We start from the raw sequence: 23,845 nt of genomic DNA on the forward strand, positions 1-23,845 counted from the left end.
AGGTCGGCGGATGGCGTTGCCATGATGCTCGGCAGCGCCCGGAGCCCCCGGGTTCCCGGCGCGGTGCCGCCGGGGTGCGCCCGCCACGGCGCAGGACAGGGCCTAGCCGGCCGGGCCGGTCGCGAGGCGGATGTTCGCCGTGTGGGTGCGCCCGCCGCGGTCCATCCACGTCACCCGCACGGTGTCGCCCGGCTGGTGGGCGTCGATGAGGGCGGTCAGCGACGACGCGCCGGCCACGTCCTCGTCGTCCACGGTGCGGATCACGTCGCCCGCGCCGATGCCCGCGCGCTCGGCCGGGCTGCCGGCCAGGACGCCCGAGACCTCGGCGCCGCCCGCCTTGCCGCCGGCGTCGGACGCCGTGACGCCGAGCAGGGCGGTCGGGCCGATGTGGACGGTGTCCGACGACTCGCCGTTCGTGATGCGCTGGGCGATGGCGAGGGCCGCGTTGCTCGGGATGGCGAACCCGACGCCCTGGCCGGTGTCGGTCGACGCGGCCGTGTTGATGCCGATGAGCCGGCCGCTGCGGTCGACGAGCGGGCCGCCGGAGTCGCCCGGCTTGATGTCCGCCGCGACCTGGATGAGGCCGGACAGCCGCTGGGAGCCGCCGCCGTCGGGGTCCTGGGCGGTGATGGTGCGGTTGAGGCCGGTGACCGAGCCGGTGACCGACTCCCCGCCGTTGCCGCCGGCGTTGCCGACCGCCACGATCTCGTCGCCGACCTGGACGCGGGCCGAGTCGGCGACGCCGAGGCGGGTCAGGCCGGAGACGCCGGCGAGCTGGATGACGGCGATGTCGTGGGTGCGGTCGTAGCCGACGACCGTCGCGGCGAACGAGCGGCCGTTGGCGACGGTCACGGCGCTGATCGCCGTCGCGCCCGCGATGACGTGGTTGTTGGTGAGCACGAGCCCGGTGGAGCCGATCACGACCCCGGTCCCGGCCGCGCGGGCGTTGCGCAGCCCGAGGGTGCTGGTGATGTTCACGACGCTGCGGTTGACCGTCGCCACGATCGTCGCCGTGTCCAGCGGCGCGGCCGGGGCCGAGGTGGCCGGCGACGCCTCCGGGGTGGCGGACAGCGCGTCGCCGGGCGGGGCCGGGACCACCGCGCCGGGCCGCGCGGCGGTCGGTGTGGGGCGCGGCCGGGGGCTGTCCGAGCGCGCCTCCAGCGTGGCCACCAGCCCGGCGACGCTGACCAGCGCGGCGAGCCCGACGAGCATGACGACCCCGACGGCCCACCGCAGCACCGCTCCCCCGCGCCGCAGCGCCCGCCGCGGCTCGGGCGGAGGGCCCCAGCCGGGATCGGGCCACCGGTCGTAGGCGCGCGACGGGCGGTTCCACTCGGGCGGGCGGGGCGGCGGCACCGGACCGTCGCCCCAGCCGTCCCAGCCCCGCTCCGCCCCGATAACCGAGGTGACCGGCACCGCGGTCACCGGCACGTCGTAGCGCGAAGCCGTCATTCGTCCACCACCGCCCGGGAGTCGGCCATCTACCGGCGACTACGGACGCGGACCGCCGAAGGTTCGATCGGCCGCGCAAAACGACCGGGACCGATGGCGAGGCGGTAGAACTGGAGTCATGGACATCGCGTTCGACGGCGAGGTGTGGTTCTGGCGCGGCCCCGCCCCGCACCACTTCGTGACCGTGCCCGCCGCCGAGTGCGCGGCGATCGCCGATCTGGCGCGGATGGTGAGCTACGGCTGGGGCATGATCCCGGTCGCGGTCCGCGTCGGCGGCTCGCAGTGGACCACGTCGATGTTCGCCAAGGACGGCGGGTACATTGTCCCCCTGCGGGCGGCCGTGCGCCGCAGCGAGGGCATCGACGTCGGCGATGTCGTGACCGTCCACCTCAGGGTTGGTTAGCCTTACCTAGCAGCGGATTCACGGGCCGTTCATCGCCCGTCCACCCGCCACTCACACACTCACGCATCTGCATTCGGCTGTGGCGTAGCAGAGTGCCCTCATGACCATTTCTCGTCGTCAAGTGCTGTCCGGCACGGCCGCCGCGGGTGTCGGGCTGACCGTTGCGGGTGCGCTCCCGACCCTGGCCGAGCCCGCCGCCGCCCACAACGGCGGCAACGACGGGGGCCGGCCGAACGGCAATGGCCGCCCCTTCCCGCCGCTGCAGGACGACCCGAAGGGCATCCTGGCGCTGCCCGCGGGCTTCTCATACGCGATCGTCACCCGTGAGGGTGAGACCGACATGTCCTTCGGCCAGGGCAAGACGCCCGCCTACCACGACGGCACCGGGGTCGTGGGCGCGGACCGCAACGGCCTGACCATCATCCAGAACCACGAGATGACGCCGTACATGTCCGCCTACGGCGTGCCGCACATCGAGGGCACCGTCTACGACCCGGGCGCGAAGAACGCCAGCGGCTGCACGGTCATCACCACCGACCGCAACGGCCGCAAGCGGGCGGAGTGGGTCGGCATCTCCGGCACCGTGCGCAACTGCGCCGGCGGCGTCACGCCGTGGGGCACCTGGCTGACCTGCGAGGAGACCTTCATCAACGCCGGCGCCACGTGGTCGGCGGCGGGCCAGACGGGCACCTACGAGAAGGACCACGGCTACGTCTTCGAGGTGCTGACCAGCGACTCGAAGCACCAGCTGCCGAAGCCGATCAAGGCGTTCGGCCGCTTCGAGCACGAGGCCCTCGCGGTCGAGCCGAACCTCAAGCACGTGTACCTCTCCGAGGACGCCTCCGGCCCCAACGGCCTGTTCTACCGCTGGAGCGCCCCGCGCGGCGCCCGCCTGCACGCGGGCCTGGCCACCACGCTCGCCGACGACGCCGGCAAGCTCGAGGCGATGCAGATCCGCCTCGACGACGGCAGCATCCTGCCCGACGTCGCGTTCCTCACCTCGGCGCAGCTGGGCCGCCCGTTCAAGGTGAGCTGGGTCGAGGTCCCCGACCGCGACGCGCGCACGAAGACCGTCCGCACCCAGTTCGCCGACGGCCAGGTCACCCGGGGCAAGAAGTTCGAGGGCGTGTGGAGCACGAACAAGGGCTGCTACATCGTCAACAGCTTCGCCTTCGGCGCCAACGACCTGCCGGCCGGCGCGACCAAGCACGACGGCATGGTGTGGTTCTACGACTACAGCGACGAGACCATCACGCTGGTGACGTACTTCCCGCACAACCCGGAGTCGGAGGGTGAGGGCCCGAACCCGAAGTACGCCGACATGGTCTTCGACGGCCCGGACAACGTCACCGTGACCCCGTGGGGCTCGCTGGTGCTGGCCGAGGACGGCGTGAAGGCCTCGCACGTGCTGAGCTCGATCCCGGGCGGCCCGACCTACGCGATCGCCCGCAACATGCTCAGCAACGGCACCTCGAACGGCTCCCCGACCTACTCGGAGTTCACCGGCCCGACGTTCTCGCCGGACGGCAAGATCCTGTTCGTGAACATCCAGGCGCCGGGCATCACGCTCGCGATCACCGGCCCGTGGGAGAAGTACCTCGGCTAGCAGCACGTGCACCGACGGGGTCCGGGTTCGCCCGGGCCCCCGTCGCGTGTTCGTCATACCGTCTCCGCACGTTCGTCGTACTTCGCCCCGAGAATCACGGGGTGTCCGATGATCACTGGCGGCTGCGGCAGCTGGAGCAGTCGCTGTCCGGCGAGGACCCGGAGCTGGCGCGGGCGCTGACCGCCCTGCGCCCGGTGCGCCGCTGGCGCACCCGCCTCGCGACCGGCGCGCTGCTCTCGGCCGGCTGCGCGCTCCCGGCCAGCCTCATGGCCCACGACACCACGCTCGCCGTGCTGTCGGCGGGCGCCTTCGGCGTGGCCGCGGGCCTCTGGCAGCCCTTGGACACCTGACCCCGACACCTGACCCCGGCCGGCGGAGGCCGAGGACGCTGCGCGCGGGAGCCCGTCGATTGGGACCCGGTCTGGGCCTTTGGGCCCAGGATCGCGGGGGCGGCGATCACTAGCGTTCCTGACGCAAGTGGTGATCCAACCCCCACGGGAGAATCGATGACCCTGTCCCTCCGGCACCAGCCCCGATCGCGGCTGTTCGTGCTGGCCGGCATCGCGGTGGCGCTCGTCGGCCTGCTCGGCTGGTTCGCCACCGGGCCGCTGCGCTCCGCCAGCGCCGACGCCACGCCCGTGTCCCAGGGCAAGCCGGCGACCGCCTCCTCCAGCGAGGGGCGCGCCTACCCCGCCTCGGCCGCCGTCGACGGCGACACCGGCACCCGGTGGTCCAGCGCCTTCAGCGATCCGCAGTGGCTGCAGGTCGACCTCGGCGCCCCCACCGCGATCGGCAAGGTCGTGCTGCAGTGGGAGCGCGCCTACGGCACCGCCTACCAGATCCAGACGTCCTCCGACGGCACCGGCTGGCTCACGGTGTACTCCACGACGACGTCGAAGGGCGGCAAGGAGACGCTGACGGTCAACGGCATGGGCCGCTACGTCCGGCTCTACGGCACCGCGCGCTCCTCGGGCTACGGCTTCTCGCTGTGGGAGCTCCAGGTCTTCGGCACCTCCGGCGCCCCGGCCACCGCGACGGTCGGCCCGGTCACCGGCGGCCCGTCCAGCGCCGGGCCGGTCCCGACCGGCGGCGCCACGCCGACGTCCACCGCGACCGCCCAGGCCGGCTGGATCATGGCGCCGAACCCCGTCACGAACGTGAAGCCGTCGCACGAGGTGCCGCCGAACAAGGGCGGCTTCCACGAGTTCCAGGCGAACTGCTCGGTCAGCCGCGGCAACCTGCAGGACGACCCGATCGTGTTCCCCGGGCTCGCGGGCGCGTCGCACATGCACACCTTCATGGGCAACACCACGACGAACGCGAACACGACCGTCGACTCGCTCGTCGCGGGCTCGACCACCTGCAAGGCCAAGGGCGACCTGTCCGCGTACTGGATGCCGACGCTCTACAACGGTGACGTCGCGGTCAACCCCGAGGGCCTGCAGACCATCTACTACAAGACCGGCGTGCAGGACTACCGCACCATCCGGCCGTTCCCGAAGGGCCTGCGCTTCGTCGTGGGCAACGCCAAGAACACCGACGCCGACAAGTTCCTCGCCGCGACCGAGAAGGGCTTCGAGTGCGGCGACAGCTACGAGAACAAGAACATCCCGCTGAGCTGCCCGACGGACCGCAGCGTGAAGCTCAACATCCGCTACCAGGCCCCGAGCTGCTGGGACGGGCTGCACCTGGACTCGCCGGACCACCAGTCGCACATGGCCTACCCGATCGACACGCACTCGGCCGCGGGCGTGGTCTGCCCCGACGACCACCCGGTCGCGGTGCCGAAGCTCGAGTTCAAGATGGCCTGGCCGGTCAACGGGGACATGTCGAAGGTGCACTTCGCCAGCGGCGCCGGCCCGACGTTCCACTACGACTTCGTCAACGCGTGGGACGACCGGACCCTCAAGGCGATGATCGACGGGTGCATCGTGGCGGCCCGGCAGTGCGACGCCCAGGGCCACGACGGGCGCGACGACCAGCAGCCCGCGCCGTACGTCCTGAACAACAACTACGTTCTGCCGTAACACTCCACCGGAAAGTACACCCCACCGGTAAGACCCGGCGCCGTCGTCCCGCAGGGGGCGGCGGCGCCGTGGCGTATTGTCGGGCGCGGGTCGCCGGAGGGACGAGGAGCACGCGTGACTGACGGCGGCTTGCCGACGCGCCGACCGCGGCAGTGGATCGGCGTCACGGCCGTGGCCGTCGGCATCGCGGGCGCGGCCGTCGCGGTCCCGCCGCTGATCGCCCCGGACCACGACCGGGCCGAGCCCCGGCCGAGCCGGACGCCGCAGACGGTCGCCAGCGCGTTCCAGCCCGGCCTGAGCCCGAGCGCGAGCCCGAGTCCCGGCCTGGGTCTCGGCCTGAGCGCCTCGCCGCCGCCGGGGTTCGCGCCGATCAGCATCCAGGCCGAGGACCCCGCGAACACGCTCACCGGCGGCGCCTCCGCGACCGCGTGCGGCACCTGCCGGGGCGGGAAGCGGGTGCGGTACATGTGCGCCGAATGCACCCTCGTCGTGCGCGTCACGCTGCCGAGCGCGGGCACCCGGACCGTGACCGTGTACTACGAGGCCGACGGGAACCGGACGCTGAAGGTCCGCATCGGCACCGCCGCCCCGCGCGTGTTCCCGGTGACCGGCCCGGACTGGACGGTCCCGCAGTCGTTCCGGTTCACGGCGAACCTGCCCGCCGGGGAGGTCCGGCTGACGCTGTTCAACGACGAGTCACCGGCGCCCGACCTCGACGAGATCGTGATCGCCTGACTTAGGTTTCGCTTAACTGCGGCGCAAATCCCGAGCCCCCGCTGCGCGCGCGGGCAGGCGCCCAGTAGCGTCCCTGCCGTGGTGAACACCGACCGTGCGGTGGCCGCGGCGGCGCTGGCCCGGGCCGTGCTCGTCGGCCGCGCGCTCGCGACGGTGATCGCGGCCGCGGCCGGGTTGCTCCTGGTGAGCGACCGGTGGCGGCTGGTCGAGGTGCTGGCGCTGGTGGCCGTGGGCACGGGCGTCCAGCTCGGCCTGCTCGCCCGCTGGCCCCGCCTCGCCGCGCTGCCGGTCACCGCCGTCGCCGCCGACGCGGTCCTCGTGCTCGCCGTGCTGGCCCTGAGCCGGGGCGGCATCGCGTACTTCTGCTTCGCCGCCGGCGCCGGCGCCCTGGCCGGGGTGCTGCTCGGGCTGCGGGCGGTGCCGGTGTGGATCCTGCACGGGGCGCTGGGCTTCGCCGTCATCGGCCGCGTGCTGCACCGCCTCGACCCGCCCGCCGAGATGGCCGCGTTCGTCGTCGCCCTGCCGGTCGCCGGCGCGCTCGCGGGCCTGGGCACGTCGGTGCTGACCTCGGCGCTGGCCCGCTACCTGGAGCTGTCGCGCAGCCTCGTCGACGCCGCCCAGCGCTCCGCGGCCGCGTCCGAGCGGGCCCGCCTCGCCCGCGAGCTGCACGACTCGGTGAGCAAGACGCTGCGGGGCGTGTCCCTGGCCGCCCTCGCGCTGCCCACCTCGCTGCGCCGCCAGCCGGCCCTGGCCGAGCAGCTCGCCGGCACCGTCGCCGCGGGCGCGACCGCCGCCGCCCGGCAGGCCCGCGAGCTGCTCGAGGAGATGCGCCTGGACGTGCCCGACCGCGACTTCGCCACCAGCGTGCGCGAGCTGTGCGACGCCTGGAGCGCGGCCGCCGGGGTGCCGGTGCGCACCATCCTGGAGCCCGTCGATCCGCCGATTCCGGTGTCGTACGAGCTCAGCCGCATCCTGCGCGAGGCCCTCGCGAACATCGCGAACCACGCCCTCGCCCGCCGGGTGGTCGTCCGGCTGGCCCCGACCCGGCGCGGGGTGCTCCTGGAGATCTCCGACGACGGCCAGGGCTTCGCCGTGCCGCGGGACCTCAGCCGCCTGCAGAGCGCCGGGCACTTCGGCATCGTGGGCATGACCGAGCGGGCCCGCAACGCCGGCGGCGACCTGCACGTGGACTCGGCGCCCGGGGCCGGCACCACGATCACCGTCCGCGTCGCCCTCGGCGCCCCGGTCGGTGCCGCGTGACGTGGCCGGGCGCGCCCCACATCGGCGTGCTGATCGTGGACGACAACCCGATCGTGCGCGGCGCGCTGCGGGGCATCCTCGACGGCGGCGACGGGGTGCGGGTGCTCGGCGAGGCGGCCAACGGGCGCGAGGGGATCGCCGCGGCCCGGCGCCTGCGGCCGACCGTCACGCTGCTCGACCACCGCATGCCGATCGCGGACGGGCTGTCGGTCATCGCCACGATCGCGCAGTACAGCAGCGTCCTCGTGCTCACCAGCGACGACGACGCCGAGCTCATCGCGGGCATGCTGCACCAGGGCGCCCGGGGCTATCTCGTGCACGGCGAGTTCGACCCGGCCGAGCTGCAGCGCGCGGTCCGTGAGGTCGCCGGCGGCCGCGGCTGGCTGTCGCCGGTCGCCGCCTCCGTCGCCGCGTCGATGGTCCGCGACCAGCAGGCCCGCGAGCGCAGCCGGCACCAGCAGACCGAGCGCCGCGCCGCGGCCCGCCGCCACTTCGGCCTGACCGAGCGCGAGGAGGACGTGATGCACCTGCTCTGCGAGGGCCTGTCCAACGCCTCGATCGCGCACCGCCTGCGGCTGACCGAGAAGACCGTGAAAAACCACCTGAACCACGTCTTCGCCAAGCTGCAGGTGCGCAGCCGCACCGAGGCCGTGGTCCGCTGGACCTCGATCCGCTAGCCCCGTGCCGCGACCGCGGCGGCTTAGGGTGTCACCATGATCGAGGTTGGCAGGCTCGGCGACGGCGACCGGGCCGCGTGGCAGGAGCTCTTCGCCGGGTACAACGCGTTCTACGGCCGCACCTGGCCCGACGAGCGCTACGAGCGGGCCTGGGCCGACTTCCGGCGCGGCGACCGAGTCCACGCGCTGGTGGCGCGGCTCGACGGGCGCGCCGTCGGGCTCACGCACTTCCTGTTCCACCCCAGCACGACCTCCGGCGACGCCTGCTACCTGCAGGACCTCTTCACCGCGGCCGAGGTGCGGGGCCGCGGTGCCGCCCGGGCGCTCATCGCCGCCGTCGCCGAGGTGTCACGCGAACGCGGGTGCGAGCGCGTCTACTGGCACACCCGCGAGGACAACGCGACCGCGCGGCGGCTCTACGACCGGGTGGCCGAGCATCGGGGCTTCATCCAGTACGTCATGCCGCTCACGCCCGGATGACGTGCCCGGCCCGGGGCGGCGTGCGCCCGGCGGCGACCTCGAGCCAGGCCTCCCGCAGCGCCTCCGGCCCGTGCCCCGTCCGGACGTCGACCCAGCCCGCGGCCGCGGCGGCGAAGCGCTCCCAGGCCTCGGCGAAGCGCGCGTCGAGCCCCTCGCGGCCCCAGTCGGCGGAGCGCTTGCGCATCCGGGCCGGGGCGAAGAACACCTCGCCGGCCGCGAGCGCGTTCGGGGACTGGGTGGTGAGCCCGACCGCGATGTCGCGCACGAGCCGCTCGCCGAGGTGCGCCCGCAGCGCCTCCCGCGTCGCCGCCGCGCCGGACAGGTCCAGATACGCCGTCGGTACGGCCGGCAGCGCCCCGACCTCGTCGTAGGACAGCACCTCGTCGTAGCAGCCGAGCGCCTCGGTGAACGCGACGTTCCCGGGCGAGGTGAGCCCCGCGACGCGGGGGCCGCGCCCGCGCAGCTCGAAGGCGGCCGCGTACGCCGTCTTGCTCGAGGCCGAGGACAGCACGACGCGCTCGGCCCCGTAGGCGTCGTGGTCGAGCACCTGGTCGGCGAGCATGAACGAGGTGAAGAACAGCGGCCGGAAGAGCACCAGCAGGTCCTCGCGATCGGCCCGGTAGGCGGCGTCGCCGGTGGTGAGCCGGTAGGCGTTGTACGGCGAGGGGAGCTCCGCCCGGTGCTCGCTGGTGTCCCGGAACCCGGTCTCGTCGATCCGGCCCGGCCGCACGACGAGGTGCCCGGCGGGCGGGAGGTAGCCGTAGACGCGCGATCCGGGGTGCACGTGCGGTACACCCGACTCGACCACCTCGGCGAAACCCCACAGCGGCACCAGGCCCCACCGCGGCGGCAGCCCGAACGCGGCGGGCGGGAAGAACTCCCAGTAGCGCATGGCGTCGCCGAGCACCGCGTAGGTCACGTTGTTCGCGGTGACCCCGACCCGGTCGACGCGCAGCACGGCCTCCCCGTCCCCGGCCCGGGGCGCGGCGACCTCCTCGACGGTGGTGACGCCGAACTGCTGCCGATCGACCCCGAACACCCACATGGCACACATCCTGCACCCCTTGTGCATCTTTGTTCAAGCCGCCCGCCCGATCCCCTCCAGGGTGACGCTGCCCACGGCCGGGGGCGATCGGCGCGGTCCTCGGCGGCGGCATTGTTTGGCTACGCTCGGTCGCATGGGGAGTGAGCAGGAGGACGGATACACGCCACGGTCCCGCGTGGGGGCCGTGTTCGTCGCGCTGCTGGCCGGCGACGAGGACGCGGCGGCGCGGGCGGCGGAGCAGCCGCCGGACGAGCACGACGCGCCGGTGCTGCGGGCCGCGATCCGCCTCGCCGTGCGCAGCCTCTTCGACGAGGACACGCCGCGCGACTCGGTGGCGGAGTTCGTGGCCACGATGGCGCAGGACGTGGAGGTCGACCCCGCGGTGGGCGAGGCCCTGCTGCGCACCCAGCTCGGCGAGGAGGGGCTGCTGGAGCCGTACTCGGAGCAGGACGTCTCCGACGCGACGTGGTCGATGCTGGGCTACCTGTGCGAGCGGCGCCTCGGCCCCGAGGACTCCCTGGAGCTCGTCGCCCAGGCCGAGCGCGAGGCCCTGCCCGAGGCTTGAGGCCGGGAGGCTTCTGCAACCGCCTTGCACCCCGCACGGGCGCCCCGTGCTCCCCGGCCGGCGGAGGATCGCGGGCAGGGACGTCTCACGAGGGGGTACGGCATGTTCGAGCCGGCCGGCGGGCACAACGGATATGTCGTGGCGGTCGACGACGACGAGGACCTGCGCGAGCTCATGGCCACGCAGCTGCGCAGCGGCGGCTACGAGGTCGCGACCGCGGCGGACGGGCCGTCGGCGATCGCCCTGATCCAGCGGCGCCCGCCGGACGCCGTCGTGCTGGACGTGTCCATGCCCGGCATGTCGGGCGTCGAGGTGTGCCGCACGCTGCGCATGCTCTCCACGACGATGGCGGTGCCGATCATCATGCTCACCGCCCGCACCCAGGTGAACTTCGAGACCGAGGGCCGCATGGCGGGCGCCGACGCCTACCTGACGAAGCCGTACTCGGCCCGCACGCTGCTGTCGAGCCTCGAGGACCTGCTCCTGTCCTGAGCTAGCCGGCCGCGTCGGCGACGATGGCGCCGCGCAGGCGGTCCAGGGCGTCCTGGCGGGCCCCGGCCAGGGCGGGCTCCCGCCGCAGCACGGCCGCCTCCACCGGGACCGTGCGCGGCAGCCCGCCCACCGCCTCCCGCACCGGGCCGAGCACGGCCGGGCCCCACGGGCCGCCCAGCACGATCAGGCCGGGATCGGCCAGGGCGACGATCGCGGCCACCACCCCCCGCGACCGCCCGGGCCACCAGGAGACGGTCGGACGCACGAGCCGCGATCGCGGCCAGCAGGGCGTCGGGGTCGATCGCGGTGGAGCCGGGCCGGCGCACCCCCATCGCGCCGAACACCTCGATGAACGGCACCGCGCGGCCGCCGGGGCCGGCGGTGAGCAGGTGCGCGATCTCCCCCGCCAGCCCGCCGCGGCCGCGGGTCACCGCGCCGCCGCCGACGGTCGCGCAGCCCAGGCCCTCACCCAGGTACAGGTACGCGAAGTCGTCCCCGGCGTGCGCCCGCTCGGCCCGCGCGGCCCAGTTCACGTCGTTGTCGACCGTCACGGGGCCGGCGACGTGCCCGGCGAGCACCCCCACCGGGTCCAGCTCGCCCACCAGGAAGGGCGAGTCCGGCAGGTGCACGAGCCGGCCGCTCGCCCGGTCGACGGGGTCGGCCGCGCTGACGACGGCCAGGCGCGGGCGGGCCCCACCCGGCGATGAGGCAGCGCCCGGCGGCGAAGGGGCGCCCGGCAGTGAAGGGGCGCCCGGCGGTGAAGCGGCGCCCAGCGAGGAGGCGGCGGCCGCCAGCGCGGCGGCGACCGAGGACGGGGACGCCGGGCGGCCGAGCGGGTGCGAGGTCCGGGCGATCGTCTCGCCGTAGGCGTCGAGCAGCTCCCCCGTGATGCCCGACGGGGCGATCGCGACCGCGAGCGCCGCGCCGGCCGCGGGCGACAGGGCGTAGTAGGAGCCGACCCGGCCCCGGCCCCGGCCGCCGAGGGTGCGCTCGCCGGTGTCGGCGACGAGGCCGCGCTCCTCCAGCCGGCGCACGCTCTCCCCCGCCGTGGGCTTCGAGATGCCCGTCTCGGCGGCCAGCTCGGCCCGCGTCAGCCGCCGGTGCCGCATGAGGGCCCGCAGCACCCGCTCGTCGGTCAGCGAGCGCACCAGGTCCAGGGACGGTGACGACGACGGCGCGGGGTCCATGTGCCAATGCTAGGCAGGAGCCTTGCCTAGAACGCCGCGGGGCGCGTACCGTCGGCTTTACAAATAAGGAGACCTGACTAGAAGGAGCCCGCCGTGTCCGCACCCGCGCTGCCGCACTGGGAGGAGACCCCGGCCGACCTGCCGGGCGCGATCCGCGAGATCAAGCGGGCCATCCGCGCCCGCATCGCGGCCTCCGGGCGCACGGTCGAGGAGGTGTTCGCCGTCCTCGAGCGGCGCATCGAGGCCGAGGTCGAGCAGATCGAGGCCGCGCTCAAGAACGGCGAGCAGGTGTGGCCCGTGATCGACTACGCGGACATCGCCGCCGGCACCGTGCCGCCGGAGCAGCTCGACCTGCTCAAGCGGCGCGGGTGCCTCGTCGTGCGGGGGCACTTCGAGCGGGAGCAGGCACTCGGGTGGGACCGCGGCATCGTCGAGTACGTCGAGCGCAACGCGTTCTTCGAGCACTACCGCGGGCCCGGGGACGACTTCTTCGGCACCGTCGGGTCGCGGCCCGAGATCTACCCGATCTACTGGTCGCCGGCGCAGATGGAGGCGCGGCAGAGCGAGCGGATGGCGACCGTGCAGGCGCTGCTCAACCGGCAGTGGAAGTACGACTCGGAGGGGCAGGTCTGGTTCGACCCCGACCGCGACTCGCTCTACCCCGACCGGATCCGGCGGCGGCCCGAGGGCGCGGACTCGGGCGGGCTCGGCACGCACCTCGACCCGGGCACGCTCGACCTGTGGATGACCGAGGCGTACCAGCGCGCGTTCCGGCACCTCTTCGACGGCAGCGTCGAGCGGTACGACCCGTGGGACGCGGCCTACCGCACGGACGGCCCGCAGTACCCGGGCTCGACGATGTGCTCGGCCTTCCGCACGTTCCAGGGCTGGACGGCGCTGTCCGACATGGACCACGACCAGGGCGTGCTGCACACGGTGCCGATCCCAGCGGCGATGGCGTACCTCATGCTGCGCCCCGTGCTCGGCGACGTCCCCGAGGACGACATGTGCGGGGTCACCGTCAACCAGGTGTTCCCGGCGTCCGAGCGCTGGCACGCGCTGCTCCTGCGCGCCCAGGCCGGCATCCCCGACGTCCGGGCCGGCGACTCGGTGTGGTGGCACTGCGACATGATCCACAGCGTGGCGCCGGTGCGGCACCAGCGCGGCTGGGGCAACGTCATGTACATCCCCGCGGCCCCCTGGTGCGGCCGCAACGAGCGCTACGCGGCGAGCGTCCGCGACGCCTTCGCGACCGGCTCCAGCCCGGGCGACTTCCCCGAGGAGCACTACGAGCGCGCCTGGCCGGACCGCTTTTCGCCGCAGCAGCTCAACGCCACCGGCCGTCGGGGTCTGGGGCTGACGGACTGACCGGCGTTCCCGGGGATTCGGGGGCACAAACCGGCACGCAACCGCCCAAGCTGCGGGACGCCCCGGCCCGGGTTACGCTGCCCTCCTCATGAATGGTGACAGGCGTTCCGGTTCGGGGCTGACGATCACGGCCGGCACGGGGCCCGACGGTGTCGTGCTGTCGGTGGCGGGTGCCCTCGACTACACCTCGATCGAGCGCTTCGGCGAGGCCGTGACCGGCGCGTTCGAGTCGGGCGCGGCCACCCTGGTCGCCGACCTGAGCGGCCTGGCCTACTGCGACTCCTCCGGCGTGGCGGCCCTGGTCCGCGCGCACAAGCACGCGGGGCGCGAGGGCCGCCGCTTCGTGGTCCGCGCCCCGAACACGACCCTCTCCCGCGTCTTCGCCCTGACCGGCCTCGACGCGATCCTGACCATCGAGAGCTGAGGCCGTCAGGACGGCAGGCGCGCGGTGTCCATCCAGAACTGGTTGATCTGGCGCACCACGTCCACGAACTCGTCGTAGCCGGACGGCTTCGTGATGTACGCGTTCGAGTGCGAACCGTAGCAGGCGACCACGTCCTCGACCGCGCTCGAGGTCGTCAGCACCACCACGGGGATGCTCGCCACCGCCGCGTCCGACTTGACCTGCCGCAGCACCTGCCGGCCGTCCACGCGGGGCAGGTTCAGGTCGAGCAGGATGAAGTCGGGGCGCGGCGCCGATGCGTGGCGGCCGCGCCGGTAGAGGAAGTCGAGCGCCTCCTGCCCGTCCCGCGCCACGTGCAGGTCGCTGGAGAGCGCGTCGTCCTCGAAGGCCTCGCGCGCCATGAGCTCGTCGCCCGGATCGTCCTCGACGAGGAGGATGGTCGCGGCGCGGTCGGCGTTCGGCATGGCGGCGGTCCTTTCACCGAGCGGGGGTCGGCCGAACTGTACGGCAAACGCGGACCCCTTGCACAGCGGCAAACTCTATCCGGGAGGTAGGGGAAGGAGCCGGCTCCGCCCCGCCACCCGCCGGATGGGGATGTGACCCGAGTCCTGCCCGGCCGGGGGTCGCATGGTGTCGAATCAGCGGCATGAGCAGCGAGCCCCACCTGAGCGTCCGCGGCGCCGCCGAACCCCGCGTGCTGGTCCTGCTCCTGCCCGGGGGCAACGCGGACAGCACGGCCGCGGCCCGGCGCTACGGGGTCGCCTACCTGCGGATGCTCCCGTTCGGCCGGGCGGTGGCGGGGCCGGGCGTGGCCGTGTGGCGGCTGCGGTACCGGCTGCGGGGCTGGAACGAGCCCGAGCGGCACCCGGTCGCCGACGCCCGCTGGGCCCTGGCCGAGGCCGCCCGGCGTCACCCGGGGGTGCCGGTGGTCCTGGTCGGGCACTCGATGGGCGGCCGGGTGGCCCTGCACGCGGCGACCGAGCCGGGCGTCGGCGGCGTCTGCGCGCTCGCGCCCTGGATCGAGCCGCCCGACCAGGACCTGCCCGTGCCGGCGGATTTGCCGCTGCTCGTCGCGCACGGCGACCGCGACCGGATCACCGACCCGGCGGCGTCGCGCCGGTTCGTGGTCGCGCACGGCGCCCGGTTCGTCCCGGTCCCCGGCGGGGGTCACGCGATGCTGCGGCACTGGCGCACCTGGAACCGGATCGTGCGCGAGTTCGTCAGTCCCTGGACCCGGCCCCGAAGCGCAGGCCGTCGATAAGCAGGTCGACCATGTACCGGTCGGCGTCCGGGTGCACGCCGGTGCACAGGCGCGAGATGGCGTGCAGGATGTGCATGGGCTCGGCGTCGGCCCGGATCTCGCCCGCCTCGGCCGCGGCGGCCAGCAGCCCGGTGAGGGCCGGCTCGAAGCGCTCGCGGAAGTACAGCGGCAGCGGCTCGAACGCCGGGTCGCCGGAGTGCAGGGCCGCGTAGAGGCCGCGCTTCGCGCTCACGAACCCGGTGTAGCGGTGCAGCCACCGCACGAGGGCCGGAAGCGGCGGGTGCTCGGCGGCGAGCACGGCCGCGGTGTCGGCGCACGCGTCGACCTCGTGCCGGAAGACCGCCGTCACCAGGTCGGAGCGCTCCGGGAAGTGGCGGTAGAAGGTGGCCAGGCCGACCCCGGCCCGGGTCGCGATCTCGCGCACCGGGGCGTCGACGCCGGAGGACTTGAAGACCTCGCGGGCCGCCTCGACCAGCGCGTCGAAGTTGCGCTGGGCGTCGGCGCGCACGCGCTTGCCGGGTGTCGGTTGCATAAGTGAGAAGACGTTCCGTATCGTAGTAACTGATAAAGCGTTCCGCTTTGCTCATCGTACGCAAGGAGGCGCAGCATGCGCTACCGCACGCTCGGCCGCACCGGCATCCAGGTCAGCCCCTACTGCCTGGGCGCCATGATGTTCGGCGCCATCGGCAACCCCGACCACGAGGACTCGATCCGGATCATCCACAGGGCGCTGGACGCGGGCATCAACTTCATCGACACCGCGGACGTGTACTCCCGCGGCGAGTCCGAGCAGATCGTGGGCAAGGCGCTGCGGGGCCGGCGCGAGGACGTCGTGCTCGCCACGAAGGTCAACGGGGCCATGGGCGACGACCCGAACCGGCGCGGCACCTCGCGCCGCTGGATCATGGCCGAGGTCGAGCACTCGCTGCGGCGGCTGCGGACCGACTACATCGACCTCTACCAGGTGCACCGCCTCGACCCGACCGTCGACATCGAGGAGACGCTGTCCGCGCTCACCGACCTCGTGCGCAGCGGCAAGGTCCGGGCGATCGGCTCGTCGACGTTCCCGGCCTCCGCGATCGTCGAGGCGCAGTGGGCGGCCGAGCGGCGGGGGCTGGAGCGGTACCGCACCGAGCAGCCGCCGTACTCCATCCTCGACCGCGGCATCGAGCGCGAGATCCTGCCCGTCGCCCAGCGCTACGGCATGGGCACGCTGGTCTGGAGCCCCCTGGCCCAGGGCATGCTCACCGGCCGGTTCCGCAAGGGACAGCAGGCCGGCACCCACCGCAGCAACCTGCCGTTCCAGCACTACCGCGACGAGCGCCGCCTCGACGCCGTCGAGCGGCTCGTCCCGCTCGCCGAGCGGGCCGGGCTGTCGCTGACCCACCTCGCCATGGCCTTCGCCGTCGCCCACCCCGGCGTCACCTCGGCCATCATCGGCCCGCGCACCATGGAGCAGCTCGACGACCTGCTCGCCGGGGCCGAGGTCGCCCTCGACGACGCGATCCTGGACGAGATCGACGCCGTCGTCGCGCCCGGCACCGACGTGGGCCGCCTCGACATGGCCTACAACCCGCCGCAGATGCAGCAGACTGCGCTGCGCCGCCGCGCGTCGGGCGACCGCGCGGCGGCCTAGGTGCCGGTGGCCTTCCCCTCCAGGACGCCCGCCTCGGCCATGCTGTCCACGGCGCCGAGGTAGTGGTCCTCCAGCATCGCCACGATCTCGTCGCCCGAGCCGACCCGGAACACGTCGATCACGTACTGGTGGCGGCGCACGGCCTCGTCCAGGCCGATGTGCTGCCGGTCGATCGACGAGCGCATGAGGGCGCCCATCTGGGCGTCCAGGGTGCGCCACAGCACGGCGAGGCGCTGCTTGCCCGCGGCGTCGATGATGCAGCCGTGGAACTCGGTGTCGAGGTCGATCATGGTGGCGACGTCGCCGTCGGCGGCGGTGTCCGCCATCCTGTCCACCACCTGCTGCATGCGGCCGAGGACGTCGTCCCGGTTGCCGGTGATGCAGCGCACCGCGCCGGCCTCCAGGACGAAGCGGGCATAGCAGGCGTCGCGAATGTCCTCGTAGGACATCCGCGTCACGACGCTGTGCCGCCGCGGCGAGATGTCCACGAGGCCGTCGACGCTGAGCTGGCGCAGCGCCTCGCGGACGGTCGAGCGGCTGACCCCGAGCTCCTCGGCCAGCGGGGCCTCGACGAGGCGCTGCCCGGCGGCGTACTCGTTGTTGAGGATCTTGCGCCGCAGGACCAGGTACACCGCCTCGGGCAGCGACCGGTGCAGGAACGATCCGGGGTCGGTCATGGCCGGAAGTCTAGGTCGTCGGCCCGCAGGCCGAGGTGCTGGTCGCCGTCGGCGTGCACGGGCAGATCCGCCGCCGGGCCGCAGAGCAGCGGCATCAGGCCGGGGCCGTGGCCGGGCAGCGGGCTGCCGCCGTGCACGATCACGCCCACCGTGCGCCAGCCCCGCCGGTAGCCGGCGTTGTGGCGCACGTCGAGGTCGTCCACGGCCACGAAGTCGCCGAGCCGCAGCCCGGGCGGCACCTCCTGCAGGTCGAGGTCCCACATCTGGGCCGGGCGGCCGATGCCGTTGCCGACGACGGACGAGGGGACGATCCCGCGCACGCCGAGCGGGAGCGCGAGCCGGGGCAGCATCCGCGGGTCGGTGTTGAGCACCGTGAGCCCCGGCAGCGTCGCGCCCTGCCCGTGGGCGCGCACCGCGACGGCGTCCCCGGGCAGCAGCTGCGCCAGGACCTCGTCGGGGAAGAGCACGATGACCCGGCCCTCCTCGCCGCGCTTGCCGAGCACCGTCCCGCGGGCGCCGGCGGCGGCGCCGGTGCGCACGACGGCCTCGTTGCCCAGGCACGCGAACGCGGTCAGCGCGTGCCGGGCGGCCTGGTCGCGGTGCTCGAGGGTGACGCCCGGGGCCGCGTGGTCGGCGTCGTGGTCGAAGACCCCGTCGCCGAGGCGGACCCCGAGCACCACGCCCGAGGAGCCGATCGGCACGTACGGGGCGCCGTCGGCGTCGACGAGGTAGGGCGAGGACCCCATCGTCGGGGTCTCCACCGCCCCCGTCAGGTTCATGGCGACCGTGCTCACAGTCAAACTCCCAACAGTGAAAGGTTCGCGTCCGCGTCGTCGACGATCGCGAACGCCTCCGCGGGCCCGCTGAGGATGGTGCTGGGCCCGGGGCCGTGGCCGAAGAGGCGGCAGTGGCCCGTGCTGATGACGCCGATGGTGAGGTACCCCGGCCGGAACCCGCGCCCGAAGCGGTGGTCCTGGTCGGCCAGCACGACGAGGTCGCCGATGCGCAGCGACTCCAGCCCCAGCGAGAGGTCCTCGCCCTGCCCGGCGTAGGCGCCCATCAGATCGGTGTTGGCGAACTCCGACACCATGCCGGCGCCGGCCCCGACCGCGGCGGCGGGCACCCGGGCGGCGACCCCGACCTCGAGCCGCCCGTCGGCGCGGGTGGCGATCGGCAGGGCGTCGAGCAGGGCCGGGTCGAGGTTCTTGGCCACGATCGCCGGGTGGTCGGCGAGCTTCAGGCCCTGGCCGGTGGCGGCGACGCTGACCCGGTCGCCGGAGCTGACCTGTTCCAGCGCCGCCTCCGGCATGTCGACCAGGACGTAGGCGTGCTGCCCGATCACCCGTCCCGTGGCCCCGGCCGCCGGGCCGCTGCGCACCGTGACCGTGTTGCCGACGCAGGAGAGGAACTGCAGGGCCATGTTGGCGCCGGGGTCGGCGGCCCGCACCGACAGGCCCGGCTCCAGGTGGTCGGCGGCGTAGCCGGTCGCGGGGTCGCCGACGTGCGCGCCCAGGGTGACCCCGCCCATGCCGGGCAGCAGGAACGGGGTGCCGTCGGCGTCGACGCGGTAGCCGTGCCGGTCGGCGAGGGCCGGCCAGACCTCCCCGGCGAGGATCTGCGTGACGAGCCGCTCGCGGTTCGTCCGGACGCCGCTCACTTGGCCGCTCCGAAGCGGAACCCGTGGCCGCGCAGCGCCGGTGCGCTCACGGCACCGTTCCACACGTTCATGACCGGTTGCGATCGCACGGTACGGCCGACGCCGTCGACGGTCGCGAGCAGGTCGAGGACCGAGTGGGTGAACCGGGCCCCGGCGACGGGCGCGGCGAGGCGCCCGTTCTCGATCAGGAAGCAGCCGTCGCGGCTGACCCCGGTGATCGTGCCCGCCACCCGGTCGACGAGCCGGGTGTACCAGAAGCGCTGCACGTACACGCCGCGCTCGACGCCGGCGATCAGCTCCTCGTCGGTGTGCTCGCCCGGGCTCAGCACGATGTTCGCGGCGACCGGGCTCGGCGGCTCCTCGCGGGCCACGTGCGCGTGCCCGGTCGGGGCCGAGCCGAGCGCCCGCGCGCTGGCCAGGTCGGTGACGGCGGCGCCGACGACCCCGCCGGTCAGCAGCGGCACCCGCGACTTCGGGGTGCCCTCCAGGTCGAAGCCGATCGGCAGCCCGTAGGGCGCGGTGGCGTCGTCGGCGACGGTCACCAGCGCGGACGCCACCTTCTCCCCGGCCCGGTTCGCGACGAGCCCGACCCCGGCCGCGGCCAGCTCGCCGGAGAAGCCGAACGCCTCCAGGAAGCCCAGCAGCTCACCGGCGGCCTGCGGGCCGAGCACGACGGTGTGGTGCCCGTCGGGCAGCGGGCCCCGGCCGCGCCCGGCGACCGCCTCGCGGACCGTGCGCCGCACCGACTCCTCGGCGGCCAGGGCGGCGGCCGAGCGGTGCAGGTCGATCCAGTGCGAGGTGCCCTCCTCGACGGTGGCGGTCAGGCTCCCGATCGCCTCGGTGGCGAGGGTGTGGTGGGCGACGCCGGCGCTGTTGACGACGGCGAGCTGGGTGACGGCCCGGCCGAACATCCCGGCCGCGTGCCCGCCGGCCCGCTCCGCCTCGCCCATCGTGAACGCGGCCAGACCGGCCCGCGCCCCGGCGTCGAACGCGGCGGTGTCCTCGTGCCACAGCTGCAGCTTCGGGGCCTCGGCGGGCTCGGCGACGGTCGCGACACCCGGCCGCCCGGCGCTCTCGGCGATGGCGCGGGCCAGCTCGGCGGCGCGGGCCACGGCGGTCTCGAGGCCGCCGAGCACCCCGGTCGCGGCGCGCGCGGCGTGCCCGTCCACCAGGGCCCGGACCGTGAACTGCGTCTCGGTGATGTCCTGCGGCTGGTGCACGCGGCCGCCGGCGAAGCGGGTGTACTCCCCCGCCTTGCCCAGCAGCGCGATCTCCACGGCGTCGGCATCGGCGCCGCGGGATGCTGTTTCCAGCGCGGCCAGGAGCCGGTCCGGGTCGACGATCGCGGTCATCACGCCACTCCGATCTGCAGGTTGCGCACGAGCATCGGCGCGGCGCCGTGGCTGAGGAAGCCCCACTGCTTCGGCTCGCCCTTGCCGCACGGGTAGCCGAACGCGCGGAACTCCGACGGGCCGGCCACCGCCTCGACCGAGCCCCAGAACCGCGGGGTGACGCCGCCGTAGGAGAAGTTCTTCAGCAGCCGGCCACGCCGCCCGCCCTTGACCTCGTAGGCGACCTCGGTGCCGAACTGGAAGTTGAGCCGCTGGTTGTCGATCGACCAGCTGCGGTTGTCGTCGATGTAGTAGCCGTCGCCCATGCGCGCCAGCAGCTCGTCGAGGCTGCCGCCGTCGCCGGGCTGCAGGAACACGTGGGTGGCGAAGCAGACCGGCAGGTAGGCCCAGCCGTCGGAGCGGGCGGCGCCGGTGAGGGCGAGCCCGGCGCGGGCGGCCGAGTCGCGGTTCGACAGCGTGTTGCGCACGATGCCGGCCTCGATCAGGTGGCTGGCCCGGGCCGGGGTGCCCTCGTCGTCGAAGGCGAAGCTGCCGCGGGTGCCCGGCACCGTCGGGTCGGACGTGATGGTGACGGCCGGGGAGCCGTACCGCAGCGAGCCCACGTCGCCCGGCTTGATGAACGAGGTGCCGGCGTAGTTGGCCTCGTCGCCGAGCATCCGGTCGAGCTCGAGCGCGTGCCCGCACGACTCGTGGATCTGCAGCGAGACCTGCTGGGCGCCGATGACGACGTCGGCGTGCCCGGCGGGGGCGACCGGCGCGGTGAGCAGGGCGACGGCCTCCTCCCCGACCCGGGCGGCGTTGTCGAGCATGCGCAGCGAGGCGAGGTACTCCCACCCGCCCGCCGCGGTGTTGCCGTGGAACGAGTTCGGGTAGCTGCGCCGCTGCACGTCGCCGTGGCCGCTCGCGGTGACCATGAGCATCGCGCCGGTCTCGGTGAAGTGCTGGTGCTGGCGGGAGCCCTCGGTGTCGGCGTAGTGCCGGTGCTGCCGCTTGGCGTTGATCCCGGCCTGGGCCGCGGCCACCTCGGCGGGCGCCGTCGCGGCGGCCAGCCAGGCGGCGAGGAGCTCCTGGCGCTGGGCGGACGAGACCGCGAACGGGTCCTGCTCGACGACGGTCTCGTAGCGGCCGCCGGCCGGCTCCCGCGGCGGCAGGTCGGTCGGCTTGCCGCTGCCGGCCAGGGCGACGGCGACCCGGTGGGCCTGGGCCGCGGCCGCGGCCGCGTCGGACTCCTCGGCGAGGGGACGGGCGGCGAACCCCCACTGCCCGTCCACGAGCACGCGGACCCCGATGCCGATGTTCTGCTCGATCCGCTCGTCGGGGTCGGAGCCCTTCTGGACGTACGACCGCAGCTCCTCGGCCTCGATGAGGCGGGCGTCGGCGAACTGGACGCGGCCGGACACGGCGGCCAGGGCCGAGTCGAGCACGCGGGCGGCGACGGCGTCGTCGCCGAGGGAACCCCAGCTCATGCCGCGTCCTCAGTCAGCGGCAGGTTCACCCAGGAGCGGGTGCGGAAGGAGCGCTCGAACGCGTTGATGGTCTCCTGCACGAGCGCGCCCTGGCCGAAGTCGCCCTGGTTGCGCGGGCCGCCGGAGAGGATCTCGGTGGTGAAGTCGGCGCAGAGGTTCGAGTAGAACAGGAAGTCCCAGTCCTCGCGGGAGTGCCCGCCCTCGGGGAAGAACTCCTGCGGGATCTCCCGCTCGACGAACTCGACCTCGTGCCGGGTCGCGGTCTTGATGGTCTGGCAGATGCCGAACTCCTCGACCAGCCGCACGATGATGGCGCCCTCGGAGCCGTAGATGCGCGCCTCGATGCCGGGGAAGTTGCCGACGGTCACGTACGAGGACTGGATCGAGGCGAGCAGCCCGCCCCCGAACTCGGCGATCCACATGTCGCCGTCGTCGATGTTGAGCCGCTGCATGAGGCCGGTGTCGCGGACCATGCGCTCGGGCACGAAGTTGCGCATGGTGCCGACGACCGACTGCAGGTCGGTGCCGGCCCACCAGTGCATGATGTCGATGATCGGGGCGCCGTAGCCCTCGATCGACGAGGTGGCGATGACGGCCGGGTCGGCGTCGGGGTCGACCTGGCGCATCGGGGTGGCCGGGTCGATCCACTGGCTGTTCTGCTCGTAGCCGTTGAAGACGTACGGCTGCCCGACGAAGCCGGTGTCGATGAGGTGCTTGGCGTACTGGATCGCCGGCGCGTAGCGGAACGTGAAGCCCAGCTTGGTCTTGAGCCCCTTGGCGCGGGCCAGCTCCGACAGCGCCCGGGTCTGGCGGTAGTCGTGGTGCACCGGCTTCTCGCACAGCACGTGCTTGCCGGCGTCCAGCGCCGCGGCGGAGATCTCGAAGTGGGCCCGGTTGGCGGTGGCCACGTCGATCACGTCGATGCCCGGGTCGTCGAGCAGCTCGCGGTAGTCGGTGACGCGCTTGGCCACGCCGAACCTCTCGCCGGCCTCGGCCACGGTCGCCGGGTCGGTGTCGGCGATCGCGACGACCTCGGCGCGCGGGTCGCGCTGCCAGCCGGGGATGTGCGCGCGCTGGGCCCAGCGGCCCGAGCCGACGACGGCGACGCGGAGCTTGTCGCTCATGGGGTGGTCCTTTCCAGGGGGTTGTACTAGCGCCGGACGCGGGGGTCGATGGCGGCGTAGGCGAGGTCGACGAGCAGGTTCATGACGACGATGAAGAACGCGGCGAAGAGGACCGCGCCGGTGATCATCGGGATGTCGAGGGTGCCGATGGCGTCGAAGGTGAGCTTGCCGATGCCCGGCAGGCCGAAGACGGACTCGATGACGACGACGCCGCCGAGGAAGTAGCCGAGGTCCATGCCGAGCATGGTCAGCAGCGGGCTGAGGACGTTGCGCAGGCAGTGGCGCAGCAGCACGACCCGCTCCGGCATGCCCTTGGCCCGGGCCGTCTGCACGTAGGGGCTGCGCAGCGCCTCCAGCATGTTGGTGCGGGTGAGGCGGGCGTACCAGGCCGCGCCGCCGAGCCCGAGGGTGAAGGCGGGCAGGATCAGGTAGTTGAGGTACGGCGACTCGTACCCGCTCAGCGGGAAGACGCTGGACTTGTAGGCGAGGGCGTAGAGCAGCAGCAGCCCGAGCCAGAACGGCGGGGCGGACAGCCCGACCAGCGACGCGAGCGTCACCGCGCGGTCCAGCAGGCCCTTGGGCCGGTAGGCGGCCACGATCCCGGCGGGGACGCCGAGCAGCACCTCGAACAGCACGCCGAGCAGGGCCACGGCCGCGCTGACCGGCAGCGCCCGCCAGATGGCGTCGCCGACGGACGTGCCCTGCAGGGCGTAGCTGACGCCGAGGTCGCCGTGCAGCACCTGGCGCAGATACGTCCAGTACTGGTAGCCGAGGCCGCGGTCCAGGCCGAGCTGGGCGTGGATGGAGGCGACGGTGGCGGGGCTGGCGTTGGGGCCGGCGATGAGCCGGGCCGGGTCGCCGGGCACCACGTGGGTCATGAAGAAGGCCAGGGTGACGACGCCGAAGAGCACGACGATCGCCTGGGGCAGGCGGCGCAGCAGGAAGCGGCTCATGCCGGCACCTCCGCAGGCT

26 protein-coding genes are annotated in these 23,845 nt (G+C 73.9%); 14 read left to right on the forward strand and 12 right to left on the reverse strand.

The genetic code is table 11. From position 1 onward, the window contains the following. Positions 1 to 102: 102 nt before the first annotated feature. Positions 103 to 1,452 (reverse strand): S1C family serine protease, encoded by a 1,350-nt coding sequence (locus AC6JBM_RS26635; RefSeq protein WP_497986292.1) that lies wholly within the window; start codon positions 1,450 to 1,452, stop codon positions 103 to 105. Positions 1,453 to 1,570: 118 nt separating this feature from the next. Here AC6JBM_RS26635 and AC6JBM_RS26640 point away from each other — a divergent pair, with 118 nt between their 5' ends. The 8 genes from AC6JBM_RS26640 (at position 1,571) to AC6JBM_RS26675 (ending at position 8,640) form a co-directional block, all read left to right on the forward strand. Beyond that, positions 1,571 to 1,855: a DUF1905 domain-containing protein gene (locus tag AC6JBM_RS26640; RefSeq protein ID WP_497986293.1), complete on the forward strand. Its 285-nt coding sequence runs from the start codon at positions 1,571 to 1,573 to the stop codon at positions 1,853 to 1,855. A gap of 100 nt (positions 1,856 to 1,955) precedes the next feature. Continuing rightward, positions 1,956 to 3,461: an alkaline phosphatase PhoX gene (locus tag AC6JBM_RS26645; protein WP_497986294.1), complete on the forward strand. Its 1,506-nt coding sequence runs from the start codon at positions 1,956 to 1,958 to the stop codon at positions 3,459 to 3,461. A gap of 101 nt (positions 3,462 to 3,562) precedes the next feature. Further along, positions 3,563 to 3,811: a DUF3040 domain-containing protein gene (locus tag AC6JBM_RS26650; RefSeq protein WP_497986295.1), complete on the forward strand. Its 249-nt coding sequence runs from the start codon at positions 3,563 to 3,565 to the stop codon at positions 3,809 to 3,811. A gap of 156 nt (positions 3,812 to 3,967) precedes the next feature. Beyond that, a complete protein-coding gene (locus AC6JBM_RS26655; RefSeq protein ID WP_497986296.1) occupies positions 3,968 to 5,488 on the forward strand; it encodes a DUF1996 domain-containing protein in 1,521 nt (506 codons plus the stop codon). Between the two features lie 114 nt (positions 5,489 to 5,602). Then, positions 5,603 to 6,223 carry a carbohydrate-binding protein gene (locus tag AC6JBM_RS26660; RefSeq protein WP_497986297.1) on the forward strand — a complete coding sequence of 207 codons (621 nt, stop codon included), beginning with the start codon at positions 5,603 to 5,605 and terminating at the stop codon, positions 6,221 to 6,223. Between the two features lie 78 nt (positions 6,224 to 6,301). After that, on the forward strand, positions 6,302 to 7,483 hold the full coding sequence (locus AC6JBM_RS26665) for a sensor histidine kinase (protein WP_497986298.1): 1,182 nt from the start codon (positions 6,302 to 6,304) through the stop codon (positions 7,481 to 7,483). Beyond that, positions 7,480 to 8,160 (forward strand): LuxR C-terminal-related transcriptional regulator, encoded by a 681-nt coding sequence (locus AC6JBM_RS26670; RefSeq protein ID WP_497986299.1) that lies wholly within the window; start codon positions 7,480 to 7,482, stop codon positions 8,158 to 8,160. Before AC6JBM_RS26665 ends, AC6JBM_RS26670 begins: the two co-directional genes overlap by 4 nt. Before the next feature lie 36 nt (positions 8,161 to 8,196). After that, complete coding sequence (locus AC6JBM_RS26675) at positions 8,197 to 8,640, forward strand: GNAT family N-acetyltransferase (protein ID WP_497986300.1); 444 nt, start codon at positions 8,197 to 8,199, stop codon at positions 8,638 to 8,640. On the opposite strand, the gene AC6JBM_RS26680 is transcribed toward AC6JBM_RS26675, so the two are convergent. After that, the gene (locus tag AC6JBM_RS26680; protein WP_497986301.1) at positions 8,627 to 9,685 is read right to left on the reverse strand and encodes a DUF2855 family protein; all 1,059 of its coding nucleotides are present in this window, start codon (positions 9,683 to 9,685) and stop codon (positions 8,627 to 8,629) included. The two genes, AC6JBM_RS26675 and AC6JBM_RS26680, sit on opposite strands and share 14 nt — an antisense overlap. A 133-nt stretch (positions 9,686 to 9,818) precedes the next feature. Between AC6JBM_RS26680 and AC6JBM_RS26685 the strand changes: the two genes are divergently transcribed. After that, a complete protein-coding gene (locus tag AC6JBM_RS26685) occupies positions 9,819 to 10,250 on the forward strand; it encodes a hypothetical protein (protein WP_497986302.1) in 432 nt (143 codons plus the stop codon). Between the two features lie 102 nt (positions 10,251 to 10,352). Further along, the gene (locus tag AC6JBM_RS26690; RefSeq protein ID WP_497986303.1) at positions 10,353 to 10,742 is read left to right on the forward strand and encodes a response regulator transcription factor; all 390 of its coding nucleotides are present in this window, start codon (positions 10,353 to 10,355) and stop codon (positions 10,740 to 10,742) included. Here AC6JBM_RS26690 and AC6JBM_RS26695 read toward each other — a convergent pair. Then, positions 10,676 to 11,929 carry a winged helix-turn-helix domain-containing protein gene (locus AC6JBM_RS26695; protein ID WP_497986304.1) on the reverse strand — a complete coding sequence of 418 codons (1,254 nt, stop codon included), beginning with the start codon at positions 11,927 to 11,929 and terminating at the stop codon, positions 10,676 to 10,678. The two genes, AC6JBM_RS26690 and AC6JBM_RS26695, sit on opposite strands and share 67 nt — an antisense overlap. Positions 11,930 to 12,022: 93 nt before the next feature. Here AC6JBM_RS26695 and AC6JBM_RS26700 point away from each other — a divergent pair, with 93 nt between their 5' ends. Together AC6JBM_RS26700 and AC6JBM_RS26705 are read left to right on the forward strand one after the other, a co-directional pair. Then, the gene (locus AC6JBM_RS26700) at positions 12,023 to 13,297 is read left to right on the forward strand and encodes a YbiU family protein (RefSeq protein WP_497986305.1); all 1,275 of its coding nucleotides are present in this window, start codon (positions 12,023 to 12,025) and stop codon (positions 13,295 to 13,297) included. Between the two features lie 88 nt (positions 13,298 to 13,385). Next, a complete protein-coding gene (locus AC6JBM_RS26705; protein WP_497986306.1) occupies positions 13,386 to 13,721 on the forward strand; it encodes an STAS domain-containing protein in 336 nt (111 codons plus the stop codon). A 5-nt stretch (positions 13,722 to 13,726) separates the two neighbouring features. On the opposite strand, the gene AC6JBM_RS26710 is transcribed toward AC6JBM_RS26705, so the two are convergent. Next, positions 13,727 to 14,164, reverse strand: a complete 438-nt coding sequence (locus tag AC6JBM_RS26710) for a response regulator (protein ID WP_497986307.1) — start codon at positions 14,162 to 14,164, stop codon at positions 13,727 to 13,729. 182 nt (positions 14,165 to 14,346) lie between these two features. On the opposite strand from AC6JBM_RS26710, the gene AC6JBM_RS26715 reads away from it, so the two are divergent. Continuing rightward, positions 14,347 to 14,961, forward strand: coding sequence for an alpha/beta hydrolase (locus AC6JBM_RS26715; protein ID WP_497986308.1), 615 nt, complete (start codon positions 14,347 to 14,349; stop codon positions 14,959 to 14,961). Here AC6JBM_RS26715 and AC6JBM_RS26720 read toward each other — a convergent pair. After that, positions 14,921 to 15,493 carry a TetR/AcrR family transcriptional regulator gene (locus AC6JBM_RS26720; protein ID WP_497986309.1) on the reverse strand — a complete coding sequence of 191 codons (573 nt, stop codon included), beginning with the start codon at positions 15,491 to 15,493 and terminating at the stop codon, positions 14,921 to 14,923. The genes AC6JBM_RS26715 and AC6JBM_RS26720 overlap by 41 nt on opposite strands. Positions 15,494 to 15,568: 75 nt before the next feature. Between AC6JBM_RS26720 and AC6JBM_RS26725 the strand changes: the two genes are divergently transcribed. Beyond that, positions 15,569 to 16,597: an aldo/keto reductase gene (locus AC6JBM_RS26725; protein WP_497986310.1), complete on the forward strand. Its 1,029-nt coding sequence runs from the start codon at positions 15,569 to 15,571 to the stop codon at positions 16,595 to 16,597. Here the strand turns inward: AC6JBM_RS26725 and AC6JBM_RS26730 are convergent. Genes AC6JBM_RS26730 through AC6JBM_RS26760 form a run of 7 tightly spaced genes read right to left on the reverse strand, consistent with a single transcriptional unit; the run spans position 16,594 to position 23,826 of the window. Beyond that, the gene (locus tag AC6JBM_RS26730; RefSeq protein ID WP_350613020.1) at positions 16,594 to 17,274 is read right to left on the reverse strand and encodes a GntR family transcriptional regulator; all 681 of its coding nucleotides are present in this window, start codon (positions 17,272 to 17,274) and stop codon (positions 16,594 to 16,596) included. The two genes, AC6JBM_RS26725 and AC6JBM_RS26730, sit on opposite strands and share 4 nt — an antisense overlap. Further along, a complete protein-coding gene (locus AC6JBM_RS26735) occupies positions 17,271 to 18,068 on the reverse strand; it encodes a DUF4438 family protein (protein WP_497986311.1) in 798 nt (265 codons plus the stop codon). The genes AC6JBM_RS26730 and AC6JBM_RS26735 overlap by 4 nt, the downstream gene beginning before the upstream one ends. A 2-nt stretch (positions 18,069 to 18,070) precedes the next feature. Continuing rightward, the gene (locus AC6JBM_RS26740; RefSeq protein WP_497986312.1) at positions 18,071 to 18,931 is read right to left on the reverse strand and encodes a DUF4438 family protein; all 861 of its coding nucleotides are present in this window, start codon (positions 18,929 to 18,931) and stop codon (positions 18,071 to 18,073) included. After that, positions 18,928 to 20,283 carry a TldD/PmbA family protein gene (locus tag AC6JBM_RS26745; RefSeq protein ID WP_497986313.1) on the reverse strand — a complete coding sequence of 452 codons (1,356 nt, stop codon included), beginning with the start codon at positions 20,281 to 20,283 and terminating at the stop codon, positions 18,928 to 18,930. Before AC6JBM_RS26745 ends, AC6JBM_RS26740 begins: the two co-directional genes overlap by 4 nt. After that, on the reverse strand, positions 20,283 to 21,749 hold the full coding sequence (locus AC6JBM_RS26750) for a TldD/PmbA family protein (protein ID WP_497986314.1): 1,467 nt from the start codon (positions 21,747 to 21,749) through the stop codon (positions 20,283 to 20,285). The genes AC6JBM_RS26745 and AC6JBM_RS26750 overlap by 1 nt, the downstream gene beginning before the upstream one ends. Next, positions 21,746 to 22,873 (reverse strand): Gfo/Idh/MocA family protein, encoded by a 1,128-nt coding sequence (locus tag AC6JBM_RS26755; protein WP_497986315.1) that lies wholly within the window; start codon positions 22,871 to 22,873, stop codon positions 21,746 to 21,748. Before AC6JBM_RS26755 ends, AC6JBM_RS26750 begins: the two co-directional genes overlap by 4 nt. 26 nt (positions 22,874 to 22,899) lie before the next feature. After that, a complete protein-coding gene (locus AC6JBM_RS26760; RefSeq protein ID WP_497986316.1) occupies positions 22,900 to 23,826 on the reverse strand; it encodes an ABC transporter permease in 927 nt (308 codons plus the stop codon). Between the last annotated feature and the right edge of the window lie 19 nt (positions 23,827 to 23,845).

It is taken from the genome of Dactylosporangium thailandense, assembly GCF_059739745.1.